Source organism: Novosphingobium sp. 18050 (assembly GCF_902706195.1).
Lineage (GTDB): Bacteria > Pseudomonadota > Alphaproteobacteria > Sphingomonadales > Sphingomonadaceae > Novosphingobium.
In genome coordinates, this window is the sequence record NZ_CACSJO010000024.1 from 38608 (window position 1) to 59034 (window position 20427).

A 20427-nucleotide genomic window follows, 5' to 3' on the forward strand; every position below is an offset into this window, starting at 1 on the left:
AAATCAATCGTGGAATGCTTCGACGGTCTGGCGATTGCCGCGCAGGAAAGCGTCGGCGACAAGCCGCAATGGCGCTATATCGACATCGCTGCGCCCGCCCCGGATGAGGTTGGCGAAGCGTGCGTAAAGGCCCGGGTACTCCAGGTCCTCGCTATGCTCGGCGCCGGTCGGCAGAGTAAGCACGGCGCCGCCATTGGAGAGCTTCAGCGTGCCCGCATCGGTTTCGACCACGATGTCCCAGGACTGCGGGCCGGTCTGGCGCCAGTCGAGGTCCATGTGGATCGGGGCGCCCGCCGTGTCGCAGAACTGGATATCGGCGGCGATCGGAGCGGCGCGGTTGGCGGGGATTTCCAGCGTCGCGGTCTTCAGGAAGACCGGGCGCGGCAGGATGTGGGTCAGGATCGAGAGGGCGTTGATGCCCGGATCGAACACGCCGAGCCCGCCCGGCTCCCAGATCCATGCCTGACCCGGATGCCATACCCGCACGTCTTCGCGCCAGACGATCTTCACGCTCTCGATCCGGCGCTCTGCCAGCCACGCGCGCGCCGGGGCAACGCCCGCCGCAAAGCGCGAGTGCCAGGCCGCGAACAGCGTAGATCCGACCTTCTCGGCGCGGCTGGACAGCGCGACGCATTCGGACAGCGTCGCCCCCGGCGGCTTTTCAAGGAACACATGCATGCCCTTGTTCAGCGCCTGCACGGCCAGGTCGTAGCGAACCTGCGGCGGCGTGCAGAGCGCCACCGCATCGACCGCCGGGCCGTTTTCGATCAGCTCATCGAGGCTCTTGTGGTGGGACACGCCCTCCACGCCTGCGTCATGCGGGCTGACCGTGGCGGCAAGGCTGAACGCCTTGTTCCCGGCGATAGCCGGCAGGTGCTGGTCGCGGGCGATCTTGCCCACGCCCACCACCGCGATCCGGATAGGGTCCATTGATCAGAGCGCCTTGACGGTAGCGGTCTGGACTTCGGCGCGCGCCAGCGGGTTCGAAACCGGCAGCGTGAAGGGCGCAGCTGAAATCTCGAACACATCGCCTTCCTCGGTCTGCACGGCGTCGCTGAACGAGAGCGTGGCGGTGCCGAAGAAGTGGACGTGCACGTCGCCCGCGCGGCGGAACAGGTCGTACTTGAAGTGGTGATGCTCAAGGTTGTCGAAGCTGTGCGACATGTTGCCCTCACCCGAAAGGAAAGGCTTTTCCCAGATCGTCTCGCCTGCGCGCACGATCTTGCTGGTGCCCTCGATGTGGGTCGGCGGGGTGCCGATCAGCAGTTCCGGGCCAAGCGCAGCCTGGCGCAGCTTGGAGTGGGCCAGCCACAGGTAGTTGTGACGCTCGGTGACGTGGTCCGAGAACTCGTTGGCGAGCGCGAGGCCGAGGCGGTAGACGGTGCCGTCTTCGCCGACGAGGTAGATTCCCGCCAGTTCCGGCTCTTCGCCCCCGTCCTGCGAGAAGGCAGGCATGGTCAGCGTGTCGCCCGGGCCGACGAGCTGCGAGCCGTCACCCTTGTAGAACCACTCCGGCTGCTGGCCGACTTCGCCGACTGCCGGCTTGCCGCCTTCGAGGCCTTCGAGGAACATGCGCATGGAATCGGTCTGCTGCTCGTTGGCGATGGCAGCTGCATGCATCTTGTCGCGCCCTTCGGCGGACCCGAGGTGCGTGAGGCCGGTGCCGGTCATCAGCAGGTGCGCAGGATCTTCATGGTCGATCGGCGCGATCAGGCGGCCGGCTGCATGTTCGGCGGCGATGTCGATGCCTTCGCCCTGCCCGCAGGCCCTGGCGGCATCGGCCAGCGATACGCCGTCAGCGATGGCGCGCAGCGCGAGTTCGCGGATCGAGGTGACGCCCGGCAGGACGTGGGCGGCATCGCCCTCGGCCAGGATGACGGAACGTGCGCCATCGGCGGCGCGGTGCTGAAGCAGGCGAAGGTAGGTCATGGGGTCTCTCCCAGAGAGTTTTTGGCCTACCGCGGCGCATCTTCTTGCGAGGCGCGCCGCGGGGATCGGAGCAGGATCAGTTGAGGGTAAGCGTACCGTCGATCAGGCGCGGGGCGCCGTCACCGAAAGCATCGTCGCGCAGTTCGGGCGGAAGCAGGCCCTGCGCGAGGTTCTGGTAGCTGACCGGACGCAGGAAACGGTCGATTGCAAGGCTGCCGACCGAAGTGGTGCGCGGATCGGTCGTCGAGGGGAACGGGCCGCCGTGAACCATCGCGTGGCACACTTCCACGCCGGTCGGCCAGCCGTTGACCAGGATGCGGCCAACCTTGCGCTCCAGCACGGGCAGGACACGGGCAGCAGCGCCCTCGTCCGCATCGTCCATGTGGATCGTGGCGGTCAGCTGGCCTTCCAGACCTTCGAGCAGGAGGGCGAGTTCCGCCTCGTCCTTGCAGCGCACCAGAATCGAGGCTGCACCGAAGACTTCGTCGCCAGCGGCCTTGTCAGCCAGGAACTGCGCGGCCGTGGTCTGGAACAGCACGGCGCCGCCCGTGGTACGGCTTCCCTCTTCGCCCTTGGCGAGCGTTTCGACGCCCGGCAGGCCGGTCAGCGTCTCGACGCCCTTGGCATAAGCAGCGGCGATTCCGGTGGTGAGCATGGTCTGCGGCTTGGCAGCGCCGACGCCGGTGCTGGCGGCGGCGACGAAAGCGTCAAGACCTTCACCCTCGATCGCCAGCAGCAGGCCGGGGTTGGTGCAGAACTGGCCGGCGCCCATCGTCAGCGAACCGACGAAAGCGGTGCCCAGTGCTTCGCCGCGCGCCTTCAGCGCTTCAGGCAGGAGCAGGACGGGGTTGATGCTCGACATTTCGGCATAGACCGGGATCGGCACTTCGCGGGCCTGCGCCAGCTTGACGAGGGCAAGACCGCCGCCGCGCGAGCCGGTGAAGCCAACCGCCGCGATGCGCGGATCCTGCACGAGCGCAGCCCCCAGCTCGTTCGACGGGCCGGAGAGGTGCTGGAACACGCCTTCCGGCAGGCCCGCATCCTTGACGGCCTTGGCGATGGCGCCGGCGATCAGGCCGCCGGTGATCGGGTGGGCCGGGTGGCCCTTGACGACGACCGGGCAACCGGCAGCAAGCGCCGATGCAGTGTCACCGCCGGCAGTCGAAAACGCGAGCGGGAAGTTCGAGGCGCCGAACACGGCAACCGGACCGACCGGGATCATGCGCAGGCGCAGATCGGGACGGGGAAGCGCACGCTCGGGCAGAGCCGGGTCGATGCGCAGCTGCTGCCACTGGCCCTTGCGGACGACATCTGCGAACAGGCGCAGCTGGCCCATAGTACGGCCACGCTCGCCTTCGCTGCGACCGCGCGGCAAACCGCTCTCGGCAGTGTAGGCATCGAGCAGCGAATCGCCGATGGCGAGGATTTCGTCAGCGATTCGCTCAAGGAACGATGCGCGCTCCTCGCGGCTGGTCGCGCGGTAGGTATCGAATGCGGCCGCTGCGGCAGCACAGGCAGCCGCGACATCTGCGGGGGTGCTGACGGGAAGCGGTTCGCCCTGAGGCTCGCCGGTTGCAGCGACGATGGAACGGAATTCAGTCATTCGGGGTCTCCCTATTTACTCCGACATATTAGGAGCGGACGCGAAACGCAATGTTTGTCGTTCCTTCTGACAAGAAGGACTGTTAGTTTCGCCTTCGGAGGAGCCCATAGCAGTGCCAGAAGCCGGTTTTATGAATGAAGACGCCAATGCCAAGCCCGGTGACGAGGCCCGCGGGCCCGGAAGACGGCTGCACGGCGCCATCGCACACAAGCTTGGCACAGCCATCTTGTCAGGCAAATATGCCCCCGGCGACATCCTGTCGGGCGAAGTCGCATTCGCAGAGGAACTTCAGGTTTCGCGCAGCGCCTACCGCGAAGCGATACAGGTGCTCACCGCCAAGGGCCTCGTCGCGAGCCGCCCCAAAGCCGGCACCCGCGTCCTCCCCCGCGACCGCTGGAACCTGCTCGACCCCGAAGTGCTGGGCTGGGCCTTCGCCGGCGAACCCGACATCGAATTCGTGCGCAGCCTGTTCGAACTGCGCGCCATCGTCGAACCTGCCGCCGCCCGCCTCGCCGCCCAACGCCGCGACAAGGCGGACCTCAAGACGATGAAAGACGCCCTCGCCGCCATGCGCCGCCACACCCTCACCACCGAGGCCGGCCGCGCCGCAGACCGCGACTTTCACAAAGCCATCCTCCAGGCCACCCGCAATGACGCCCTGCTGGTCCTGAGCGCCTCGATCGGTGCAGCAGTGAACTGGACCACCCAGTTCAAACAACGCGCCCGCGCCCTGCCGCGAAATCCGATCCCCGATCACGTGCGGGTGTACGACGCGATTGCCGCCGGGGATGCCGCTGGGGCTGCCGAGGCGATGAACGTGCTGGTCGATCTGGCGCTTGAGGATACCAAAAGTTCTATGGTGGAGAAGTAAGGGAAGACCTGGGGCCATCGCCCCAGATCCCTTTACCGTCGTCGTGGTGCGTGCAGCTTCGTCGCGCGCTCATTACATAGCCCTTTAGGGATTCCCTGCCGCGCCGCAGGCCGTGTTCATCCTCCAGCGATGCGACATGCGCGACCTCCGAATGAGGAAAGCGGCTTCGCCGCAAGTCACCCTCGAACCAAAGCGCCACGCCGCTGCAAGGCACGGCGACGACATTCCCGGGGTCTGGGGCGATGGCCCCAGATCTTCCCCCTTCCCTTAAAACACAAAAAAGCCCCGGAGACTGATCTCCGAGGCCCTCTTGTCTCAACTGAAAACCGTTATTCGAAAACGACTTTCGGGTCGGCTTCCGCGTTGGTCACCTTGCTCCCCCACAGTGCGTAGAACAGCACGTAGAGTTCGCAGGCGGCCGTCAGCAGGAACGAGGTCTGCAGGCCGTAGTTGTCTGCGATCCAGCCCTGGACGATCACCAGCGCGCCGCCGGCGATGGCCATGACCAGCAGGCCCGAGCCTTCTTCGGTCAGCGGGCCAAGGCCCTTGATGCCCAGCGTGAAGATCGTGGGGAACATGATCGAGTGGAACAGGCCGACGAGGATCAGCGACCACATGGCGATCGGGCCATGGGCGAAGACGGTGATCATCATCACGATGAAGGCACCGATGGAGAACAGGGCGAGCACCTTGCTGGCATCGAAGCGTTGCATCACGGCGGAGCCGACGAAGCGGCCGACCATCATGCCGCCCCACAGGAAGGCGAGGTAGCGGCCTGCCTGCTCGTGCGTGGTATTGGCGATGTCGGGCTGGCTAACGAAGTTCACGAACAGATTGGCGACACCGATTTCCGCGATCAGGTAGATGAAGATCGCGGGGATGCCGAAGACCAGATTGCGGTGGTTCCACAGCGACAGGTTCTTGCGGTCTGCCTTGGCGACGCGCGATCCTGCCGAGCCCATCGCGGGCAGCGGGAACTTGGCGATGACGACCGCGAGGATCACCAGCACCGCCGCGACAAGCGCGTAGGGCAGGATCACCGAGTGCGCGTCGGCGATGCGCTCTGCTTCGGTCAGGACGGTGCCGGCGGCGGACGTGCCGCTCTTGGAACGACCCAGGATCAGGTAGGCGCCGAAGAGGGGCGCCAGCATGGTGCCGGCCGAGTTCAGCGCCTGCACCAGGTTGAGGCGCGAGGATGCGGTGGCCGGATTACCGACGACGGCAACGTAGGGGTTCGCCGCGACCTGCAGGAGGGTGATACCGCTGGCGATGACGAAGAGCATCACGAGCGTGACGCCGTAGGACGGGATGCTGGCGGCCAGCATCATGCCCAGTGCGCCGGCGGCCATGATGAGCAGGCCGACGACCAGCGACTTCTGGTAGCCGACCCGTTCGATCAGCTTTGCCGAGGGGATCGAGGCAACGAAGTAGGCGATGAACCACACCGATTCGATCAGCGTCGTCTGGGTGTAGCTGAGATCGAACACGCTGCGCAGGTGCGGCAGCAGCGTGTTATTGATGACGGTGATGAACCCCCACATGAAGAACAGGCTGGCAAGCAGCGTGAGCGCGGGGCCGTAGCGCACGCCATCGGGCGTCGCGTGAACCACGGGAGTATCTCCAGACGAGACCACTGGCGGCATGACTATCCTCTCAAAGCAAATACCGGCCCCTCAAACCGGAACCGACCCGGACCTTTGTGGCAAACCGGCTTGCACTGTTTCTATTTGTCGGACTATATGCGCTGAAGGACGCCGTCAATGGTCAGCGTCAAAGGCATCTTACAGAATCGACACCCACACAAGAGAGGCGGGATCTAGGGCATGAGGAATCCGGGCAAAGGCATTTTGGCGACGGCAGCGTCCGTCCTCGCACTCGTACTGGCCGCAAATCCGGCGCTGGCCGCCGATGCGTCGCAGGCGCCTGCGGGCAACCTGGCCGACGGCACGCAGGTAAATGCAGTGACGCTCAAGGCGGCCAACGGCGTTTCGGCGACGATCCTGACCTACGGCGCAACGCTGTGGAAATTCATGGGCCCCGACCGCGACGGCAAGATCGCTGACGTCCTGCTCGCCTACGACAACGTCGCCGACTTCGAGAAGAAGCCCAACTACTGGGGCGCAACCATCGGCCGCTACGGCAACCGCATCGCCGACGGCAAGTTCACGCTTAACGGCAAGACCTACCAGCTTCCCCAGAACGACCACGGCCAGTCGCTGCACGGCGGCGGCAAGGGCTTCGACGTGCGGAACTGGAAAGTCGAATCGGTGAAGTCGGGCAAAGTCGCGACCGCCGTGTTCTCGCTCGTCAGCCCTGACGGCGATTCGGGCTATCCCGGCACGGTAAAGGCCAAGGTCACCTACTCGCTCGACGAGACGGGCAACCTGCAGATCGTGTTCGACGCCGTCACCGACAAGCCGACCGTTCTCAACATGACCAATCACGCCATCTTCAACATGGCCGGCGAAGGCTCGCCCCGCGATGCCACGCAGAACGTGCTGACGATCCCGGCCAGCCGTTACACCCCCGTCAACGAGAAGCTGATCCCGACCGGCGAATTGCGCGCCGTCGAGGGCACCCCGTTCGACTTCCGCAAGCCCAAGGCACTTGCCGGCGACATCCGCGACGGCAAGGACCAGCAGATCCTCTTCGGCCGCGGCTTCGATCACAACTTTGCGCTCGACAAGGGGCAGACCAAGACCCCCGAACTGTCGGCCCGTCTGGAAGACCCTGTCTCGGGCCGCGTGCTGGAAGTTCTCAGCACCGAGCCGGGCGTGCAGTTCTATTCCGGCAACTTCCTCGACGGCACGCTCGTCGGCAAGGAGGGCCATCTCTACCGCATGGGCGACGGCATCGCGCTGGAACCGCAGAAGTTCCCCGATGCGCCCAACCATCCGGACTTCGCATCCACGCGCGTCGATCCCGGCAAGCCGTACCGGCATGTCATGATCTACCGCCTCACCACTTCTCCGCGCTGATCGCCACTTTTCGCGCTGAACGAACGAAACGAACCGCTCCATGACAGAAAAGACCACTCCCAAGCTGCGTTCGCGCGCCTGGTTCGACAATCCCGACAATATCGACATGACCTCGCTCTATCTGGAGCGGTATCTGAACTTCGGCCTCAGCCTTGAGGAACTGCAGTCGGGCAAGCCGATCATCGGTATCGCCCAGACCGGCAGCGACCTGTCGCCCTGCAACCGCCACCACCTGGTGCTGGCCGAGCGTATCCGCGAAGGCATCCGCGAACAGGGCGGTATCGCGCTGGAATTCCCGGTCCACCCGATCCAGGAAACCGGCAAACGCCCCACGGCGGGCCTCGACCGCAACCTGGCCTACCTCGCGCTGGTGGAGGCGATCTACGGCTACCCGCTTGACGGCGTGGTGCTGACGACCGGCTGCGACAAGACCACCCCGGCGCTGCTGATGGCGGCCGCCACGGTCAACATCCCGGCGATTGCCCTGTCGGTCGGCCCGATGCTCAACGGCTGGCACAAGGGCGAGCGTACCGGTTCGGGCACGATCGTGTGGAAGGGCCGGCAGATGATGGCGGCGGGCGAACTGGATGCAGCGGGCTTCATCAAGCTCGTCGCCTCCTCGGCGCCTTCGACCGGCTATTGCAACACGATGGGCACGGCCACGACGATGAACTCGCTGGCCGAAGCGCTGGGCATGATGCTGCCCGCCTCCGCCGCGATCCCCGCGCCTTACCGCGACCGTCAGGAATGCGCATGGCGCACTGGCAAGCGCATCGTCGACATGGTGCACGAGGACCTCAAGCCCTCGGACATCCTGACGCTGGATGCGTTCCACAACGCCATCGTCGTCAATGCCGCCATCGGCGGGTCGACCAATGCGCCGATCCACCTTGCCGCGATCGCCCGCCACATCGGCGTCGACCTGCCGCTCAAGGACTGGGAGCGCCTTGGCCACAAGATCCCGCTGCTGGTGAACCTGCAGCCCGCCGGTGAATATCTGGGCGAGGACTATTACCGTGCGGGCGGCGTGCCTGCCGTGGTCGCGCAGCTGATCGGCCAGGGGCTGATCGCCGAGGGCGCGATGACCGTCAACGGCATGACCATCGGCGACAACTGCCGCGATGCCACCATCGAGGACGACAAGGTCATCAAGACCTTCGACAAGCCCTTGGTGGAAGAGGCAGGCTTCCTGGTCCTCTCGGGCAACCTGTTCGACGCGGCGATCATGAAGACCAGCGTGATCTCGGACGAGTTCCGCGCGCGTTACCTTTCGAACCCCGACGATCCCGAGGCTTTCGAAGGCCCCGCCGTGGTGTTCGATGGTCCTGAGGACTACCACCACCGGATCGACGATCCTTCGGTGGGCATCACCCCTGAAACCCTGATGTTCATGCGCGGCGCCGGCCCGATCGGCTATCCGGGCGCGGCGGAAGTGGTGAACATGCGTCCGCCTTCGTACCTCATCACCGAAGGCGTGAGCGCCCTTCCCTGCATCGGCGACGGCCGCCAGTCCGGCACTTCGGGCAGCCCCTCGATCCTCAACGCCTCGCCCGAAGCGGCGGCGATGGGCGGCCTCGCGCTGCTGCAGACCGGCGACCGTGTGCGCATGGACCTCAAGAAGGGCACCGTCGATGTGCTCATCTCCGACGAGGAACTGGCCGCACGCCGTGCCGATCTGGAAGCCAAGGGCGGCTACCCCTACCCGGCGTCGCAGACCCCGTGGCAGGAAATCCAGCGCGCGCTCGTAGGCCAGATGGATACCGGCGCGATTTTGGAGGGTTCGGAAAAGTACCAGCGCATCGCCCAGACCATGGGCCTGCCGCGCGACAACCACTAAAGGACTGCGGCTCGGCGTCGGAAGCGGCGCCGAGCCGCTCCCGGCCCGGCCTTTTCAGTCCTGTCCGACCGGAGGCCGGGTGGGGCATATACCAAGGGAGAGAAGCGATGACGCTCTGGCGCAAGATCGAACGCGGCGTGCGCGATACGCTGGGCGAAGGCGCCCTGTGGTGCGAACGCGACGGCGCTTTCTACTGGGTCGACATTCTCGCCCCCGCCCTCAACCGCATGACGCTGGCCGACGGCGAGATCACGCGCTGGGGTATGCCGGCCCCACTCGGCTGGGTCGCGCAGCGCGCCTCTGGCGGGCTGATCGGCGGCTTTCGGGACGGTGTCGCCGCAATTTCGCTCGACCCGCTGGGCGTCGCCCCGCGCCATGATCCCGAACCCCATCTGCCCGGCAACCGCATGAACGACGGCAAGGCCGACCGTCACGGCGCGATCTGGTGCGGCACCATGGAAATGGCCGAGGAGAACGCCACCGGCTCGTTCTACCGCCTTTCGCCCGATGGCGAGTGGCAGGTGATCGACACCGGCTATACCGTGACCAACGGCCCGGCGTTCTCGCCTTGCGGGACCTGGCTGTACCACACCGATTCCGGTCGCCGCACGATCTACCGCTTTCCCTTCGATGCGAACGGCACCGGCCTGCGCGAGGAGTTCATCCGCTTCTCCGAGGAAGACGGCTATCCCGACGGCATGACCACCGACGCGGAAGGCTTCCTCTGGGTCGCGCACTGGGACGGCGGCCGGATCAGCCGCTTCGCCCCGGACGGCACGCGCGATCGCTCGATCGAACTGCCCGCCAAACGCATCACCAACATCGCCTTCGCGGGCGAAAAGCTGGACCGCATGTTCGTGACTTCAGCGTCGAAAGGATTGCCGGAATCGGAATTCGACGGCGCCCTGTTCGAGGTGGAGTCCGGCGTGGTCGGCAACCCGGCAGGCACCTACCTGGGCTGAACCCTTCGCCGTCCCGGATCTGGTCCGGGACGGCGTTCAGCCTCAGGCCGGATGCGGTGACGTTACCCGGCCCGTACGCTCCAGCTTGCCCCAGCCGACCACCCAGCCCGCTACGGCGGAAGCGATGGCGCGCAGCACCACCCAGTACATGATCTGGCGATAGACCAGCCGCTGCGCCACCAGCAGGTGCGCCGGATAAGGCACCTTGTGCCCGTCCAGACGGTAGGCAACCCACCCGCACAGCACGTCGATCGCGGTGAAGGCGATCCAGTAGATCGCCATGGTCCCCACGTCTCCGCGTGTTTGCGCCCAGCCGTGGGCAGCAACGCGTACCGCCGTCCCGATGATCGAAAGCACCAGCGCCAGATCGATCAGCGGAGAGATCGCCGCAAAGCCGATCTGGAACAGCCACGCCTGCGGCAGACCCACCAGACCCAGCCCGGAAGGCTTCCGGCGCGAGATCACCTTGCGGTGCTTCCACAGACATTGCAGCGTCCCGAAAGCCCAGCGGAAACGCTGCTTGGCCAGCGCGGCAAAGCTCTCGGGCGCTTCGGTCCAGGCTATGGCGCGCGGATCGTAGGTGACGCGCCAGCCTGCGCGCTGGATGGCGATGGTCAGGTCCTGATCCTCCGCCAGCGTGTCTTCGGGATAGCCGCCGACAGAATCCAGCGCCGTGCGCCGCCAAGCACCCACTGCGCCGGGCACCACGGTCATCGCGTCGAAGCCCGCCAGAGCGCGGCGCTCCAGGTTCTGCGCGGTGATGTATTCCACCGCCTGCCAGCGGGTAACCAGGTTCACCCGGTTGCCCACCCGCGCATCGCCGGCGACCGCGCCGATCTCGGGGTCGGCGAACCAGCGGGCGAGGCGGCGGATCGTCTCCGGCTCGAACTGCGTGTCGGCGTCCAGCGCTATGACGACTTCGCCGGTCGCATCGCGCAGCGCCCGGTTCAGGGCCGCAGCCTTGCCGCCGTTGCGCAGCGTCAGCAGCGTCACCCGTGGGTCTTCGCCGAAAATCTCGCGCACGATCGTGCTGGTGGCGTCCTTGGAGCCATCATCGGCGACGATCACCTGCAAGGCTGGATAATCGCTCGCCAGCACCCGCGCGATCGAGCCGGCTATCACCCGCTCCTCGTTGAAGGCAGGGATGATGACCGAGACGGTGGGCTCGTAATGCGGCGGCTCGGCGCGCTGGCGGCGGCTCTGGAACCACGCGAGACCGGCCATGATGACGGCGCGCGCCATGCCCAGCGAGATCGCGACATAGAATACCCAGGCCAGGATCGCGGAAACCGTCATCAGCAGGACGAAGGCGGCAACGTCGACCCGCACCGCCGCCAGATCGGGCGAGGAAATCACCGGCATCGCACGGGCCTGCGGAATGCCGACCAGCTGCGAAGCCGTGACGAAGCTGTACCCTTCACCCTTGAGCGTCTCGATAATGCGCGGCAGCGCGGCCACCGTCTCGGCGCGGTTACCGCCACCGTCGTGCAGGAGGATCACGTTCATCGCATTGGTGCTCGACGCGGAATGGACCTGATCGAGGACCTGCTGGACGATCGATTCGGTGCCCGGCCGCTGCCAGTCGTTCGGATCGACGTGGAGGCCGACGACGGTATAACCGGCTTTCTGCGCTTCCAGCGCGGGGCCCAGTTCGTCGGGCGTGGTCGGCTCGGCGTCTCCGAAATAGGGAGCGCGGAACAAGGTCATGCTCCGCCCGGTATAGGCTTCCACCAGCCGCTGCGTGGCGTTCAGCTCAAGACGCGTCTGCTGGCCCCCGGCGTTGGCGAGGTTGGGATGGGTATACGTGTGATTGCCCAGTTCATCCCCGTCGGCAACGATCCGCTTGAGGAGGCCGGGACTGCCGAGCGCGTTTTCGCCGATGACGAAAAACGTGCCGGGGACGTGGGCCGCTTCCAGTTCATTCAGGATCAGCGGCGTCCAGGTGGGATCAGGCCCATCGTCAAAGGTCAGTGCCAGAACCTTGGGGTTGGAGCCGCCTGCGCGCTGGACGACGTAAGGCGTGGGCAGGGACTGGTACTGTTCATCCCGGATCATGCCATCCGCGTCGAACCGGATGGCGCGGTGGCCGTCGCGCGGCGTGGCAGTGATGCGCAGGATTTCGCCCGAGCCTTCTATATCGGCGCTGCTGAGCGCCCTGGGGGTCGACAAATCCGGCGTGCCGCCCTTGCGGAACGCGGCAAGGTCGGCCCAGAAGCCCGAATCCTCGGTGCCCAGACGCCACATCGCCATGTCCTGGATGCCCAGACGCTTCAAGGCGGCCAGTTCGTTCCAGTTGGTGGCGGCATCCAGCATCCAGATCGTGTGATGTCCCCCTCCCTTGACGCCCGCGTCATCGTCATAGGCGAAGGCCGCGTTGCCGCTGGCAGGGTCGAAGGAAACCTGCGCACCGCTGTCATGCGCGGCGAGCCACGCGTCCTCGATCGAGAGGGCATCCGTATCGTCGCCGTGCCAGTCATAGGCATAGCTGCCCAGCGCCACGACGATCCGGTCGGGGCCGATCCGCTTCAGGGCGCCCTGCACTTCGCGCAGGAACCAGTCCTGCGGCGCGATCGGGCCCGCCTCACCACCTTCCCAGTGCTGGTCGTAGGCCATGAAGATGATCTTGTCGGAAACCTTTGCCAGCGCTTCGAGCGGCCAGCCCTCGGTATCCGCAGGCACCGTCACCGCCAGATGCGAGCCTTGCGGGAGGGCTACGCGAAGTTCGCTCAGAAAGGCGACATAGTCAGGCATGGCGCGCGCGGGTAGCGCCTCGAAGTCCATCACCAGCCCCTTCTCGTCGCGCTGCGCGACCATGGCGCTCAGACGCTGCTCGAAAGCCCGGCGCTGGACCTTGTCGTGCATCAGCGAGGCGGCACCGGCGCCGTCCCACTCGGTCGCACCGAAGTTCTGGACCATCGGCAACACCTTGAAACGATGCGCTTCGCCGGCGACGAGGTGGTCGAAGCGGGCATCGCTTTCGATCTGCACGTCGTGCGTCGGACCGGACACGCTGACCACCGCCGGCACCACCCAATCAAGATCGTTGCCGTGGTGGACCAGCGAGAGGAAGCTGGCATCGTTGTTCGGCACGTAGAAGCCGATGCTCAGCGGCTTCTGCTGCCCGGCGGGGTGCAGCTTGGGCAACCACGAGGTCAGCCGGTGCTTGAGCGGCGATCCATGCAGGGTGGAGGCGTGCAGGCGCTGGAGGGGAAGCTCCAACTCCTGCTGGGCCGGCACCGCGACGAGCGTCGTCGCGAAGGCTACCGCGCCTATGATGACAGCTACCAGCAGCAGCGACAGGACGCGCCGTGCCCAGCGGCTGCGGCGTCCGGTGGGATCGTAGAAGATGGGTTTGGACATGACGGCTTTCCGGCGATGCGCGAAGGATGACGACCTGCCAGTTAGGCCCCTCGTCATGGGGGCGACCTAAGCGCCGCCTTAAATTTTCGTCATGTTCGCACAGAGGCAGGCAGATGGCTGCCGGGGCTGCGACAGGCTCGCCCCGAGCGGAAGCCGGGGCGGATCAGCCCATCATGCCGGAGCGGAACCAGCGCCGCAGCGAGGGCAGTCGCCGCAACTCGCAGCCGCAGACCCGGCAGCGGCAGCTCTGGATGCCCAAGGCGTTCACGACGATCTTCGAAGCCGCAACGTGGCGCTCTGCCGCACAGTCCGCCAGCGTACCCTGCGCCCGCCTGCCCACGCGGTGGAGTGACATGAAATCTCCTTCGGCCATGCTCATAGTCCCGGTACGGCGGCGCGCAGCGCGCCGAGGGTAGTGGCGATCAGACGCGCCGGATCGTGCTTCAGGTAATGGTCGCCGGGCAGACCGATCACGCGCGCACCGGTGCCCTGGAGCGCCGGGCACAGGCTGTCCTTTTCCTCCAGCCCATGAACACAGACGACCGGCGCCCAGTCGAGCCCGCGCATCCCCGCCATCGGGAGCGCATCGGGCTTGCCCAGATAGGCGAGGCCACTGGGGTCGGCCCGGAAATAGACGTTGAGCGCGGGCACCGTGAGGTTGACCGCCGCGATGCGGGCGCGCAGATCCGGCGGCAGGTCGGGCGCGGCGGTGGCTAGGATGTCGGCCCCGTAGGACTGCCCCATCAGCACCAGCCGCTCGGCCCCCGTCTGCGCCAGAGCGAGGCGAATGGCACCGGCGACCACCGCGTCGGCCTCTGCCCGCGTGCGGTGCTGCGAGAAGACCACGGGCGAACTCACCCCCACGACGGGAATGCCCTGCGCGGCGACCGCTTTGGCCACCTCGGCGCCCATGCCGAAGTGAAAGCCCATGTCGCCCGAGAGGAACACCGCCGCCAGCCGGGGACGGCCCGAAGCCATCCCGCCCGGCGCCGGGAACATGCGTATCGGCGCATAGCCGAGCAAGCGGAGTGCGGGGGCATTGGTCACCGCCAGGGCCAACGCCACAAGCGCCAGCAGACACAGGAGCAATCGGCGATAAAGGGGGCGGGCCGAAGGGCGGGACGCGGAGAGTGAAGGCGAATGGCTCATACCGGGAGCATCCTTTCGCGGGAAAATGCCTGAACGATGGCCGGAGGAGAAATCGGCGCGAAACCGGCCGGCGCCGCCTGGGTCGGCGCGGGGCCGCTTCCGATCAGGCGCGATACGTCGTGCAGGCCCTGGATCAGGCCGATGCCGTGCGGCCCGGCGACGTAGCGCGGCTCCCAGCGGGGCGCGAACTTCTCCTTGTACCCGCGCAGCCCGCGAAAGCCGTAGAAGCTCTCGCCATGCCGGAAAACAAGCGCGGCGGCCTTGGCCCAGGCGGGCGCGAGGTGACGCCCGTCGATCCCCGACAAAGGCACCTGGCCCAAAGTGAAGCGCCGATATCCGCGCGCCTTCGCCCAGACCAGCAGGTTGGCGAAGAGGAAATCCATGGTGCCGCGCGGCGCATCGGCGCGGTGACGCATGAGGTCGACCGAGGCCTCGGCCTTGTCCTGCGTCAGCCACAGGTTGGCGAAGGCAACGATGCGCCCCTCCACCATGACCAGCGCCATATCGAAGTTGCACATGTATTCGCGCTCGAAACTGCCGAGGCTGAAGCCCTTTTCGCGGTGCCCCTTGGCGGCCATCCACTCTGCCGAAACAGCCTCCAGTTCGTCGAGGATCACCGGCACGGCAGCGGCGGGGACCACACGCAGGGTCGCCCCGGCCTTGGCAGCGACGCGCTCGGATTTGCGCACGCTGCGCAGCTGCGGCGTGCCCAGTTCGAAAGCGGGGAGGTCGACGATCGCTTCCTCGCCGTATTTCACGATCTGCAGCCCCATGCCGATGGCAAGGTCGAGCGCGGCGGGCGATACTTCGTAAAGCATCAACCGACCCTGCTGGCGGTGCGACAGGTCGCGGATCGCCCAGAGCAATTCGCCCCAGGACTGCTCCGCTCCCACCGGATCACCCATGACGACCCAGCTGGATCCCTTGACCTGGTACATTATGAAAGCATCGCGCGCGGCGGAGACGAGGAAGCGCTTGTCGCCGGTCAGTGCCAGCATCGCCTCGGTGCGACCGCTGGTGGCGAGGATGGCGCGGATCGCCGGCCCGGCTTCCTCCACGCTTTCGCCATGAGGGCGCGAGGCCGATGGCGCGAAGAGACGCCACAGCGCAAAGCCCGCCAGGAACACGCTGCAGGCCAGCGCGGCGCGCAAGTAGCGCGGGGCATTGGCCTGCAGCGCGAACTTCCACCACAGATCGTCGTCGTAGGGAACATGGCGATAGGCGAACATACCGGCCCAGAGCGCCAGCCCGCCGACCATCCCGATCGCCGCCAGCCAGCCGGCGTTCAGCGGTGTCTCGGTCAGCGCGGTGCGGCGATAAAAGGCGCCGCGCGTCAGCTGGAGCAGTGTTGCAAGGGCGAGGCAGACCCCCGCCTCCTCATAGTCGATGCCCTTGGTCAGCGAGAAGAAAGCCCCCGCAACCAGCAGCAGCCGCGTCGCCAGGCAGGCTCCGTCTAGCCTGCGGTAAAGCCCCGGAGCCAGCAACAACAGCGCCGTGCCCACGAGGCTGGCAGCGATGTGGCTCGCCTCGATGAAGGGCAGCGGCAGGAAGTCGGCGAGCAGACCCATACGCGCGTGGATCGCGGGCAACGAGCCCGACAGCAGCAGCATCCCGCCGCCCAGGAAAGCCGAACAGCTCAGCAGCAGGGGAGAAAGGCTGGTAGCCAGCGTCTGCATCCCGCCGACCAGCTGGGCGAGGCGCCGGCTGCGGCGGCTTTCGTGCCAGGCCAGCAGCAGCGCCGCGAGTACAAGCGGCAGCAGATAGTAGACGAGGCGATAGGCGATCAGCGCGGCGAAGAGCGTCGCCCGGTCTCCCGGCACGATGGCAAGGACCACCGCCTCGAACACACCCAGCCCGCCGGGAACGTGGCTTACCAGCGCAACGACGATGCCCAGCGCATAGGCCAGCACGAAGGCGGGCAGCATGGCGGGATCGGCACCGGGCAGCAATACGAACAGCGCCGCTGCCGCGCAGGAAAGGTCGATGAAGCCAATGCCGGTCTGCGCCATGATCTGGCCCGGACGCGGTACCGGCAGGCTTACGCCCAGGAACCGGAGCGGACTTTTCAACCGTGCCGCCGCGACTACGAGCCCCGCCATGAAGGCCACCATCGCCGCTCCGGCAAGGTGGGTGACGCCGGCGCCAAGCGACACACCGAACAGTTCCAGCCCGCCCGAATGAACCACCATGGCCACGCCCGCGATGGTTATGACCCCGGCCCAGAAATTGCCCGCCGCCAACGCCACCACCCGCGCGACATCGGGCCCATCGAGCCCCGCCGCGACGTAGATGCGGTAACGCGCCGAGCCGCCGGTCAGCAGCGAGAGGCCGAGATTGTGACTGAGAGTATAGCTGGTGAACGAGGCCAGCGCCGCCGTCCGCCAGGGCAGTGGCCGCCCGACGATGCGCAGCGCAAGGTAGTCGTAAAACGTCAGTGCAAAATAGCTTGCGGCGGTAAACGCCAGCGCCAACACGATCTGCGTGGACGTCAGGGCATGAACGGCAGCGCGGACCTGCGAATAGCGGATCTGGTGTGTCAGGGCATCAAGCGCGGCAAAGCCGAGCGCGATGACCGCCAGCACCACGCCCAGCGTAACCAGCCGCTGGCGCCGTTCGATCAGGGCAAGAAGGGCGCGCAAGGGTTTCATGCCGGCACTTGCCCGATGCGGGTCCAGACCTGCGACTTGCACAGCAGTCCGCCCAGGATGCAGCCCTTGACCCTCAGTTGCGTAGGCGAAAGCTGGTCGATCTCGGAAGCGAAGTGGCGGCCCATGTCGGGCACGAAGACGGTGCCGCTCCAGGTGCCATGGCCGCGAAAGCGGTAGTCCTCGAGGATTTCGGTGCCGAGAAGGCGAGGTACGTCGCTATCACGCGCATCGGCCCGAGCCTGGTTGCTCGCCCAGACAATCTGTCCGCAAAGGCTCTGCGAGCGATTCTGGATACTGTTCGGGCCGCAGGCGTCGGTATGTACGGCGACGGTGTGTTTCGGGTTCAGCCAGATGCCTTCGGCATCGGCCGCCACATGTCCCTCGCGTGCGAAGGCAGGCGAGGCCATCGCGACGAGGGAGGGGATGAGCAAGGCATAACGCATGACGGACTCCGTGGGGTTACCATCGCAGTACGCATGCCCGGATTGCACCAGCCTCACGGGCAGATGAAATATCGGCAATGTCAGGGCAACAGGCTGAAGCAGGAGACCGCCGAGAAGAGGTTTCTCTCTCGCCCCTCCCGCAGCTCGTACCAATCAAAACAGGCAGCGCAGCATGAGCGCTATTCAGCTATGTCTTTCAAACGGCACTCATCGTCTGATCCACGGCCCTGGGACATAGCACGCGGAAATGCGCCCCCTGCGGCGAGCGCAGCAGTTCCAGCACGCCTCCATAGGCATCGAGCAGCGAGCGGGCGATGGCGAGCCCGAGCCCGGTGCCGCCTTCCTCACGCTTGCTGGTGAAGAAGGGGGCGAACACGCGCTCCCGGTCGCTCTCCGGAATGCCCGGCCCATCGTCGACAAGGTCGATGCGCACCCAGTCGTCATCCTGCACCGTCAGCGTCACTTCCAGCCGGGAGGCACCCGCCTGCCGGGCGTTCTCGGCCAGCGTGGTCAGCACTGCCTCCAGCGCGCCGGGGTCCATCGCAACCGCGGGGACCAGCGTCGAGGATGCTTCGGACAGCGCAAGGTTCACGCGGAACCGGTCCCGCGTCATGGCATCGGCCATGGAGGCAAGGATACCGTGCACCGGGGCGCTGGCATCGGGCTCTTTCACAAGGACGTCGGCCCGCGCCAGTTCCATCAGCCGTCCCACGAGGCGGGAGAGGCGCCGCGCATCGGCGCCCATGTTGGCGAGGAAACGCTCGCGGTCGGCCGAGGCCATGTCGTCGCCGTGGTCCTGCAGCAGTTCGATGGCGCCCGACATCGCGGCCAGTGGGGTCTTGAACTCATGGCTGACCGAGGCGGCGAAATCGCGCAAGTAGCGCGAGCGTTTCTCGATGCTGTCGGCCATCTGCTCGAAATCGTGGAACAGGGCCCTGATCTCCACCACCTGCAAGGACGACTGCCGCGCCGCGACCCGCCGGCCCGAGGCCAGTTCACGCGTCGCCTGGCTAAGCCGCTCTACCGGGCGCACGATTGCGCGCGACAGCACCGCCGTCAGCGCGAACAGCAGCCCCAGGATCACCACCCCGCCCAGCGCGATCTTGCCCCGGTCCTCGTAGATACCGAGGAACAGCGCGCGCGGCGAGCGCGACAGCAGCAGCACCCCCACCACCTTGCCATCGACCATGATCGGGCGCGCATGGTGCAGGCGGATCTGCGCCGCCCGGCTCAGCCATTCCAGCGGATAGCGGCGCACGTAGCCTTCGTTCTTGCGCAGCACCGTCACCGCGCTGCCGCCCAGCGCGATGCGCACTTCCGGCAGCATGGCAAAACTGCGCCCGCCGGCCTGCCCGTTGAGCAGTACACCGTGCCGGTCGAGCATCAGGATCGCGGCGAGCGTCGTCACCTTGGTTTCCCGGAACGCAGGCATCATCTGGCGGGCCAGCACCAGCGCCGCCGGGTCCGGCAGCCTGCTGGTGATGGCCGCGCGCGGGCGGGGCGGCAGGATCGGGGAGGAACGCAAGTCCACCTCGGTCTTGCGCTCGTGATAGCGCTGCGTGTCTTCCAGCGGCACCGCCTGCATCGGAATGCCCCGCGCCACGATCGCGGCGCTGGCGGCCAGCGCTGCGCCCTGAGCTACCAGTTCCGCCTCGGTTCGCCGCACCAGCGCGTTTTCGTAAACCCGCAGGAAAATCGCGCCGAGACCGGGCAAGGCCGCCACGAACAACAGCGTGCCCAACAAAAACGTGCGCAGGCGCAGGACCGGCCAGACCCGGCCGACCAGGCCCTTGAGCCGAGAAATCATGAAGCGGCCGCCGCTCCGGCACAAGCGCCCAGCCGGTAGCCGATCCCGGCGCGCGTCTCGATCACGTCGCCGCCGCCCACATCGGCGAACTTGCGCCGCAGGTTGCGCACATGGCTGTCCACGGTTCGATCCGTCATCGCAAAGCCGGGCCCGCGGAAACGGTCGATCATCTGGTCGCGTGAAAATATGCGCGCCGGCGCCTCCAGTAGAGTGCGCAGAATGGTGAACTCGGTCGCGGTCAGGCTCACCTCCTGCCCTTGCCACTGCGCGGTCCAGCTTTCGGGATCGAGGCTGAGCAGCCCCTGGCGCAGCACCCCGGCGTTTTGCGCCGCCTCCGGTTTTTCGGGCTCCGCGCCGGCTTGCGCAGGCCGGGCGCCGGTGCGCCGCAGGATCGCCGCAGCGCGCGCCACCACCTCACGCGGGGAGAACGGCTTCACCACATAATCGTCGCCGCCCAGTTCGATACCGAGCACGCGGTCGCTCTCGTCATCGCGCGAGGAGAGGAAGAAGATCGGCACGTCACTGCCCGCCCGCAGGCGGCGGCATACTTCCAGCCCGTCCATGCGCGGCATATTGATGTCGAGAATGACGAGGTCGGGGCCGTGGCCCTCCACCTTTTCCAGTGCTTCCTCGCCATCACCGGCTTCGATCGTGGCGAACCCCGCCTTGGTGAAGGCGAAGACCAGAAGCTGGCGTATGTGAGGGTCGTCGTCGACGATCAGGATCGTGGCAGGCATGGGCCCCATGATCATCTCCCGCTCGCTCCTGTCAATGCGGAGGGCGGGAGGGAGAGGAAGAACGTCGTCCCCGCCTGGGCGGGGACGACGGTATCATCACGGG

At 66.6% G+C, this 20427-nt stretch carries 15 protein-coding genes; 4 read left to right on the forward strand and 11 right to left on the reverse strand.

Annotated features, from left to right (window positions below):
* Positions 1 to 3: 3 nt before the first annotated feature.
* The 3 genes from GVL61_RS19365 to GVL61_RS19375 all read right to left on the reverse strand — a co-directional run bounded on the left by GVL61_RS19365 (position 4) and on the right by GVL61_RS19375 (position 3532).
* Positions 4 to 930 (reverse strand): Gfo/Idh/MocA family protein, encoded by a 927-nt coding sequence (locus GVL61_RS19365; protein WP_159982302.1) that lies wholly within the window; start codon positions 928 to 930, stop codon positions 4 to 6.
* Positions 931 to 933: 3 nt separating this feature from the next.
* The gene (gene araD1 / locus GVL61_RS19370) at positions 934 to 1929 is read right to left on the reverse strand and encodes an AraD1 family protein (RefSeq protein ID WP_159982303.1); all 996 of its coding nucleotides are present in this window, start codon (positions 1927 to 1929) and stop codon (positions 934 to 936) included.
* Between the two features lie 76 nt (positions 1930 to 2005).
* Positions 2006 to 3532: an aldehyde dehydrogenase (NADP(+)) gene (locus GVL61_RS19375; RefSeq protein WP_159982304.1), complete on the reverse strand. Its 1527-nt coding sequence runs from the start codon at positions 3530 to 3532 to the stop codon at positions 2006 to 2008.
* Positions 3533 to 3662: 130 nt separating this feature from the next.
* On the opposite strand from GVL61_RS19375, the gene GVL61_RS19380 reads away from it, so the two are divergent.
* Positions 3663 to 4403 carry a FadR/GntR family transcriptional regulator gene (locus GVL61_RS19380; protein WP_200844831.1) on the forward strand — a complete coding sequence of 247 codons (741 nt, stop codon included), beginning with the start codon at positions 3663 to 3665 and terminating at the stop codon, positions 4401 to 4403.
* A gap of 329 nt (positions 4404 to 4732) precedes the next feature.
* Here GVL61_RS19380 and GVL61_RS19385 read toward each other — a convergent pair whose 3' ends face one another.
* A complete protein-coding gene (locus GVL61_RS19385; protein WP_159982305.1) occupies positions 4733 to 6046 on the reverse strand; it encodes a sugar MFS transporter in 1314 nt (437 codons plus the stop codon).
* Between the two features lie 180 nt (positions 6047 to 6226).
* On the opposite strand from GVL61_RS19385, the gene GVL61_RS19390 reads away from it, so the two are divergent.
* From GVL61_RS19390 to GVL61_RS19400, 3 genes are all read left to right on the forward strand, one after another.
* Positions 6227 to 7381, forward strand: coding sequence for an aldose epimerase family protein (locus tag GVL61_RS19390; RefSeq protein ID WP_159982306.1), 1155 nt, complete (start codon positions 6227 to 6229; stop codon positions 7379 to 7381).
* A gap of 40 nt (positions 7382 to 7421) precedes the next feature.
* Positions 7422 to 9218 (forward strand): IlvD/Edd family dehydratase, encoded by a 1797-nt coding sequence (locus GVL61_RS19395; protein ID WP_159982307.1) that lies wholly within the window; start codon positions 7422 to 7424, stop codon positions 9216 to 9218.
* A 107-nt stretch (positions 9219 to 9325) separates the two neighbouring features.
* Complete coding sequence (locus tag GVL61_RS19400) at positions 9326 to 10180, forward strand: SMP-30/gluconolactonase/LRE family protein (RefSeq protein ID WP_159982308.1); 855 nt, start codon at positions 9326 to 9328, stop codon at positions 10178 to 10180.
* 42 nt (positions 10181 to 10222) lie between these two features.
* Here GVL61_RS19400 and GVL61_RS19405 read toward each other — a convergent pair whose 3' ends face one another.
* The 7 genes from GVL61_RS19405 to GVL61_RS19435 all read right to left on the reverse strand — a co-directional run bounded on the left by GVL61_RS19405 (position 10223) and on the right by GVL61_RS19435 (position 20333).
* Positions 10223 to 13540: a glycosyltransferase gene (locus GVL61_RS19405; RefSeq protein WP_159982309.1), complete on the reverse strand. Its 3318-nt coding sequence runs from the start codon at positions 13538 to 13540 to the stop codon at positions 10223 to 10225.
* A gap of 163 nt (positions 13541 to 13703) precedes the next feature.
* The gene (locus GVL61_RS19410) at positions 13704 to 13895 is read right to left on the reverse strand and encodes a hypothetical protein (protein ID WP_159982310.1); all 192 of its coding nucleotides are present in this window, start codon (positions 13893 to 13895) and stop codon (positions 13704 to 13706) included.
* Between the two features lie 20 nt (positions 13896 to 13915).
* Positions 13916 to 14689 (reverse strand): AcvB/VirJ family lysyl-phosphatidylglycerol hydrolase, encoded by a 774-nt coding sequence (locus GVL61_RS19415; RefSeq protein WP_159982311.1) that lies wholly within the window; start codon positions 14687 to 14689, stop codon positions 13916 to 13918.
* Complete coding sequence (gene mprF / locus GVL61_RS19420) at positions 14686 to 17337, reverse strand: bifunctional lysylphosphatidylglycerol flippase/synthetase MprF (RefSeq protein ID WP_159982312.1); 2652 nt, start codon at positions 17335 to 17337, stop codon at positions 14686 to 14688. Before mprF ends, GVL61_RS19415 begins: the two co-directional genes overlap by 4 nt.
* Positions 17334 to 17780 carry a DUF2147 domain-containing protein gene (locus GVL61_RS19425; protein ID WP_159982313.1) on the reverse strand — a complete coding sequence of 149 codons (447 nt, stop codon included), beginning with the start codon at positions 17778 to 17780 and terminating at the stop codon, positions 17334 to 17336. Before GVL61_RS19425 ends, mprF begins: the two co-directional genes overlap by 4 nt.
* Positions 17781 to 17976: 196 nt before the next feature.
* Positions 17977 to 19587, reverse strand: a complete 1611-nt coding sequence (locus GVL61_RS19430; RefSeq protein WP_159982314.1) for a HAMP domain-containing sensor histidine kinase — start codon at positions 19585 to 19587, stop codon at positions 17977 to 17979.
* Positions 19584 to 20333, reverse strand: coding sequence for a response regulator transcription factor (locus GVL61_RS19435; protein ID WP_159982315.1), 750 nt, complete (start codon positions 20331 to 20333; stop codon positions 19584 to 19586). Before GVL61_RS19435 ends, GVL61_RS19430 begins: the two co-directional genes overlap by 4 nt.
* Positions 20334 to 20427 lie beyond the last annotated feature (94 nt).

What these genes read in the sequence shown, in the direction of transcription:
- GVL61_RS19390 (WP_159982306.1), top strand. Translation starts at nt 6,227, where the DNA reads ATGAGGAATCCGGGCAAAGGCATTTTGGCGACGGCAGCGTCCGTCCTC.
- GVL61_RS19375 (WP_159982304.1), bottom strand. Translation starts at nt 3,532, where the DNA reads ATGACTGAATTCCGTTCCATCGTCGCTGCAACCGGCGAGCCTCAGGGC.
- GVL61_RS19385 (WP_159982305.1), bottom strand. Translation starts at nt 6,046, where the DNA reads ATGCCGCCAGTGGTCTCGTCTGGAGATACTCCCGTGGTTCACGCGACG.
- araD1 (WP_159982303.1), bottom strand. Translation starts at nt 1,929, where the DNA reads ATGACCTACCTTCGCCTGCTTCAGCACCGCGCCGCCGATGGCGCACGT.
- GVL61_RS19395 (WP_159982307.1), top strand. Translation starts at nt 7,422, where the DNA reads ATGACAGAAAAGACCACTCCCAAGCTGCGTTCGCGCGCCTGGTTCGAC.
- GVL61_RS19430 (WP_159982314.1), bottom strand. Translation starts at nt 19,587, where the DNA reads ATGATTTCTCGGCTCAAGGGCCTGGTCGGCCGGGTCTGGCCGGTCCTG.
- GVL61_RS19415 (WP_159982311.1), bottom strand. Translation starts at nt 14,689, where the DNA reads ATGAGCCATTCGCCTTCACTCTCCGCGTCCCGCCCTTCGGCCCGCCCC.
- GVL61_RS19425 (WP_159982313.1), bottom strand. Translation starts at nt 17,780, where the DNA reads ATGCGTTATGCCTTGCTCATCCCCTCCCTCGTCGCGATGGCCTCGCCT.
- GVL61_RS19435 (WP_159982315.1), bottom strand. Translation starts at nt 20,333, where the DNA reads ATGGGGCCCATGCCTGCCACGATCCTGATCGTCGACGACGACCCTCAC.
- mprF (WP_159982312.1), bottom strand. Translation starts at nt 17,337, where the DNA reads ATGAAACCCTTGCGCGCCCTTCTTGCCCTGATCGAACGGCGCCAGCGG.
- GVL61_RS19380 (WP_200844831.1), top strand. Translation starts at nt 3,663, where the DNA reads ATGAATGAAGACGCCAATGCCAAGCCCGGTGACGAGGCCCGCGGGCCC.
- GVL61_RS19410 (WP_159982310.1), bottom strand. Translation starts at nt 13,895, where the DNA reads ATGTCACTCCACCGCGTGGGCAGGCGGGCGCAGGGTACGCTGGCGGAC.
- GVL61_RS19405 (WP_159982309.1), bottom strand. Translation starts at nt 13,540, where the DNA reads ATGTCCAAACCCATCTTCTACGATCCCACCGGACGCCGCAGCCGCTGG.
- GVL61_RS19400 (WP_159982308.1), top strand. Translation starts at nt 9,326, where the DNA reads ATGACGCTCTGGCGCAAGATCGAACGCGGCGTGCGCGATACGCTGGGC.
- GVL61_RS19365 (WP_159982302.1), bottom strand. Translation starts at nt 930, where the DNA reads ATGGACCCTATCCGGATCGCGGTGGTGGGCGTGGGCAAGATCGCCCGC.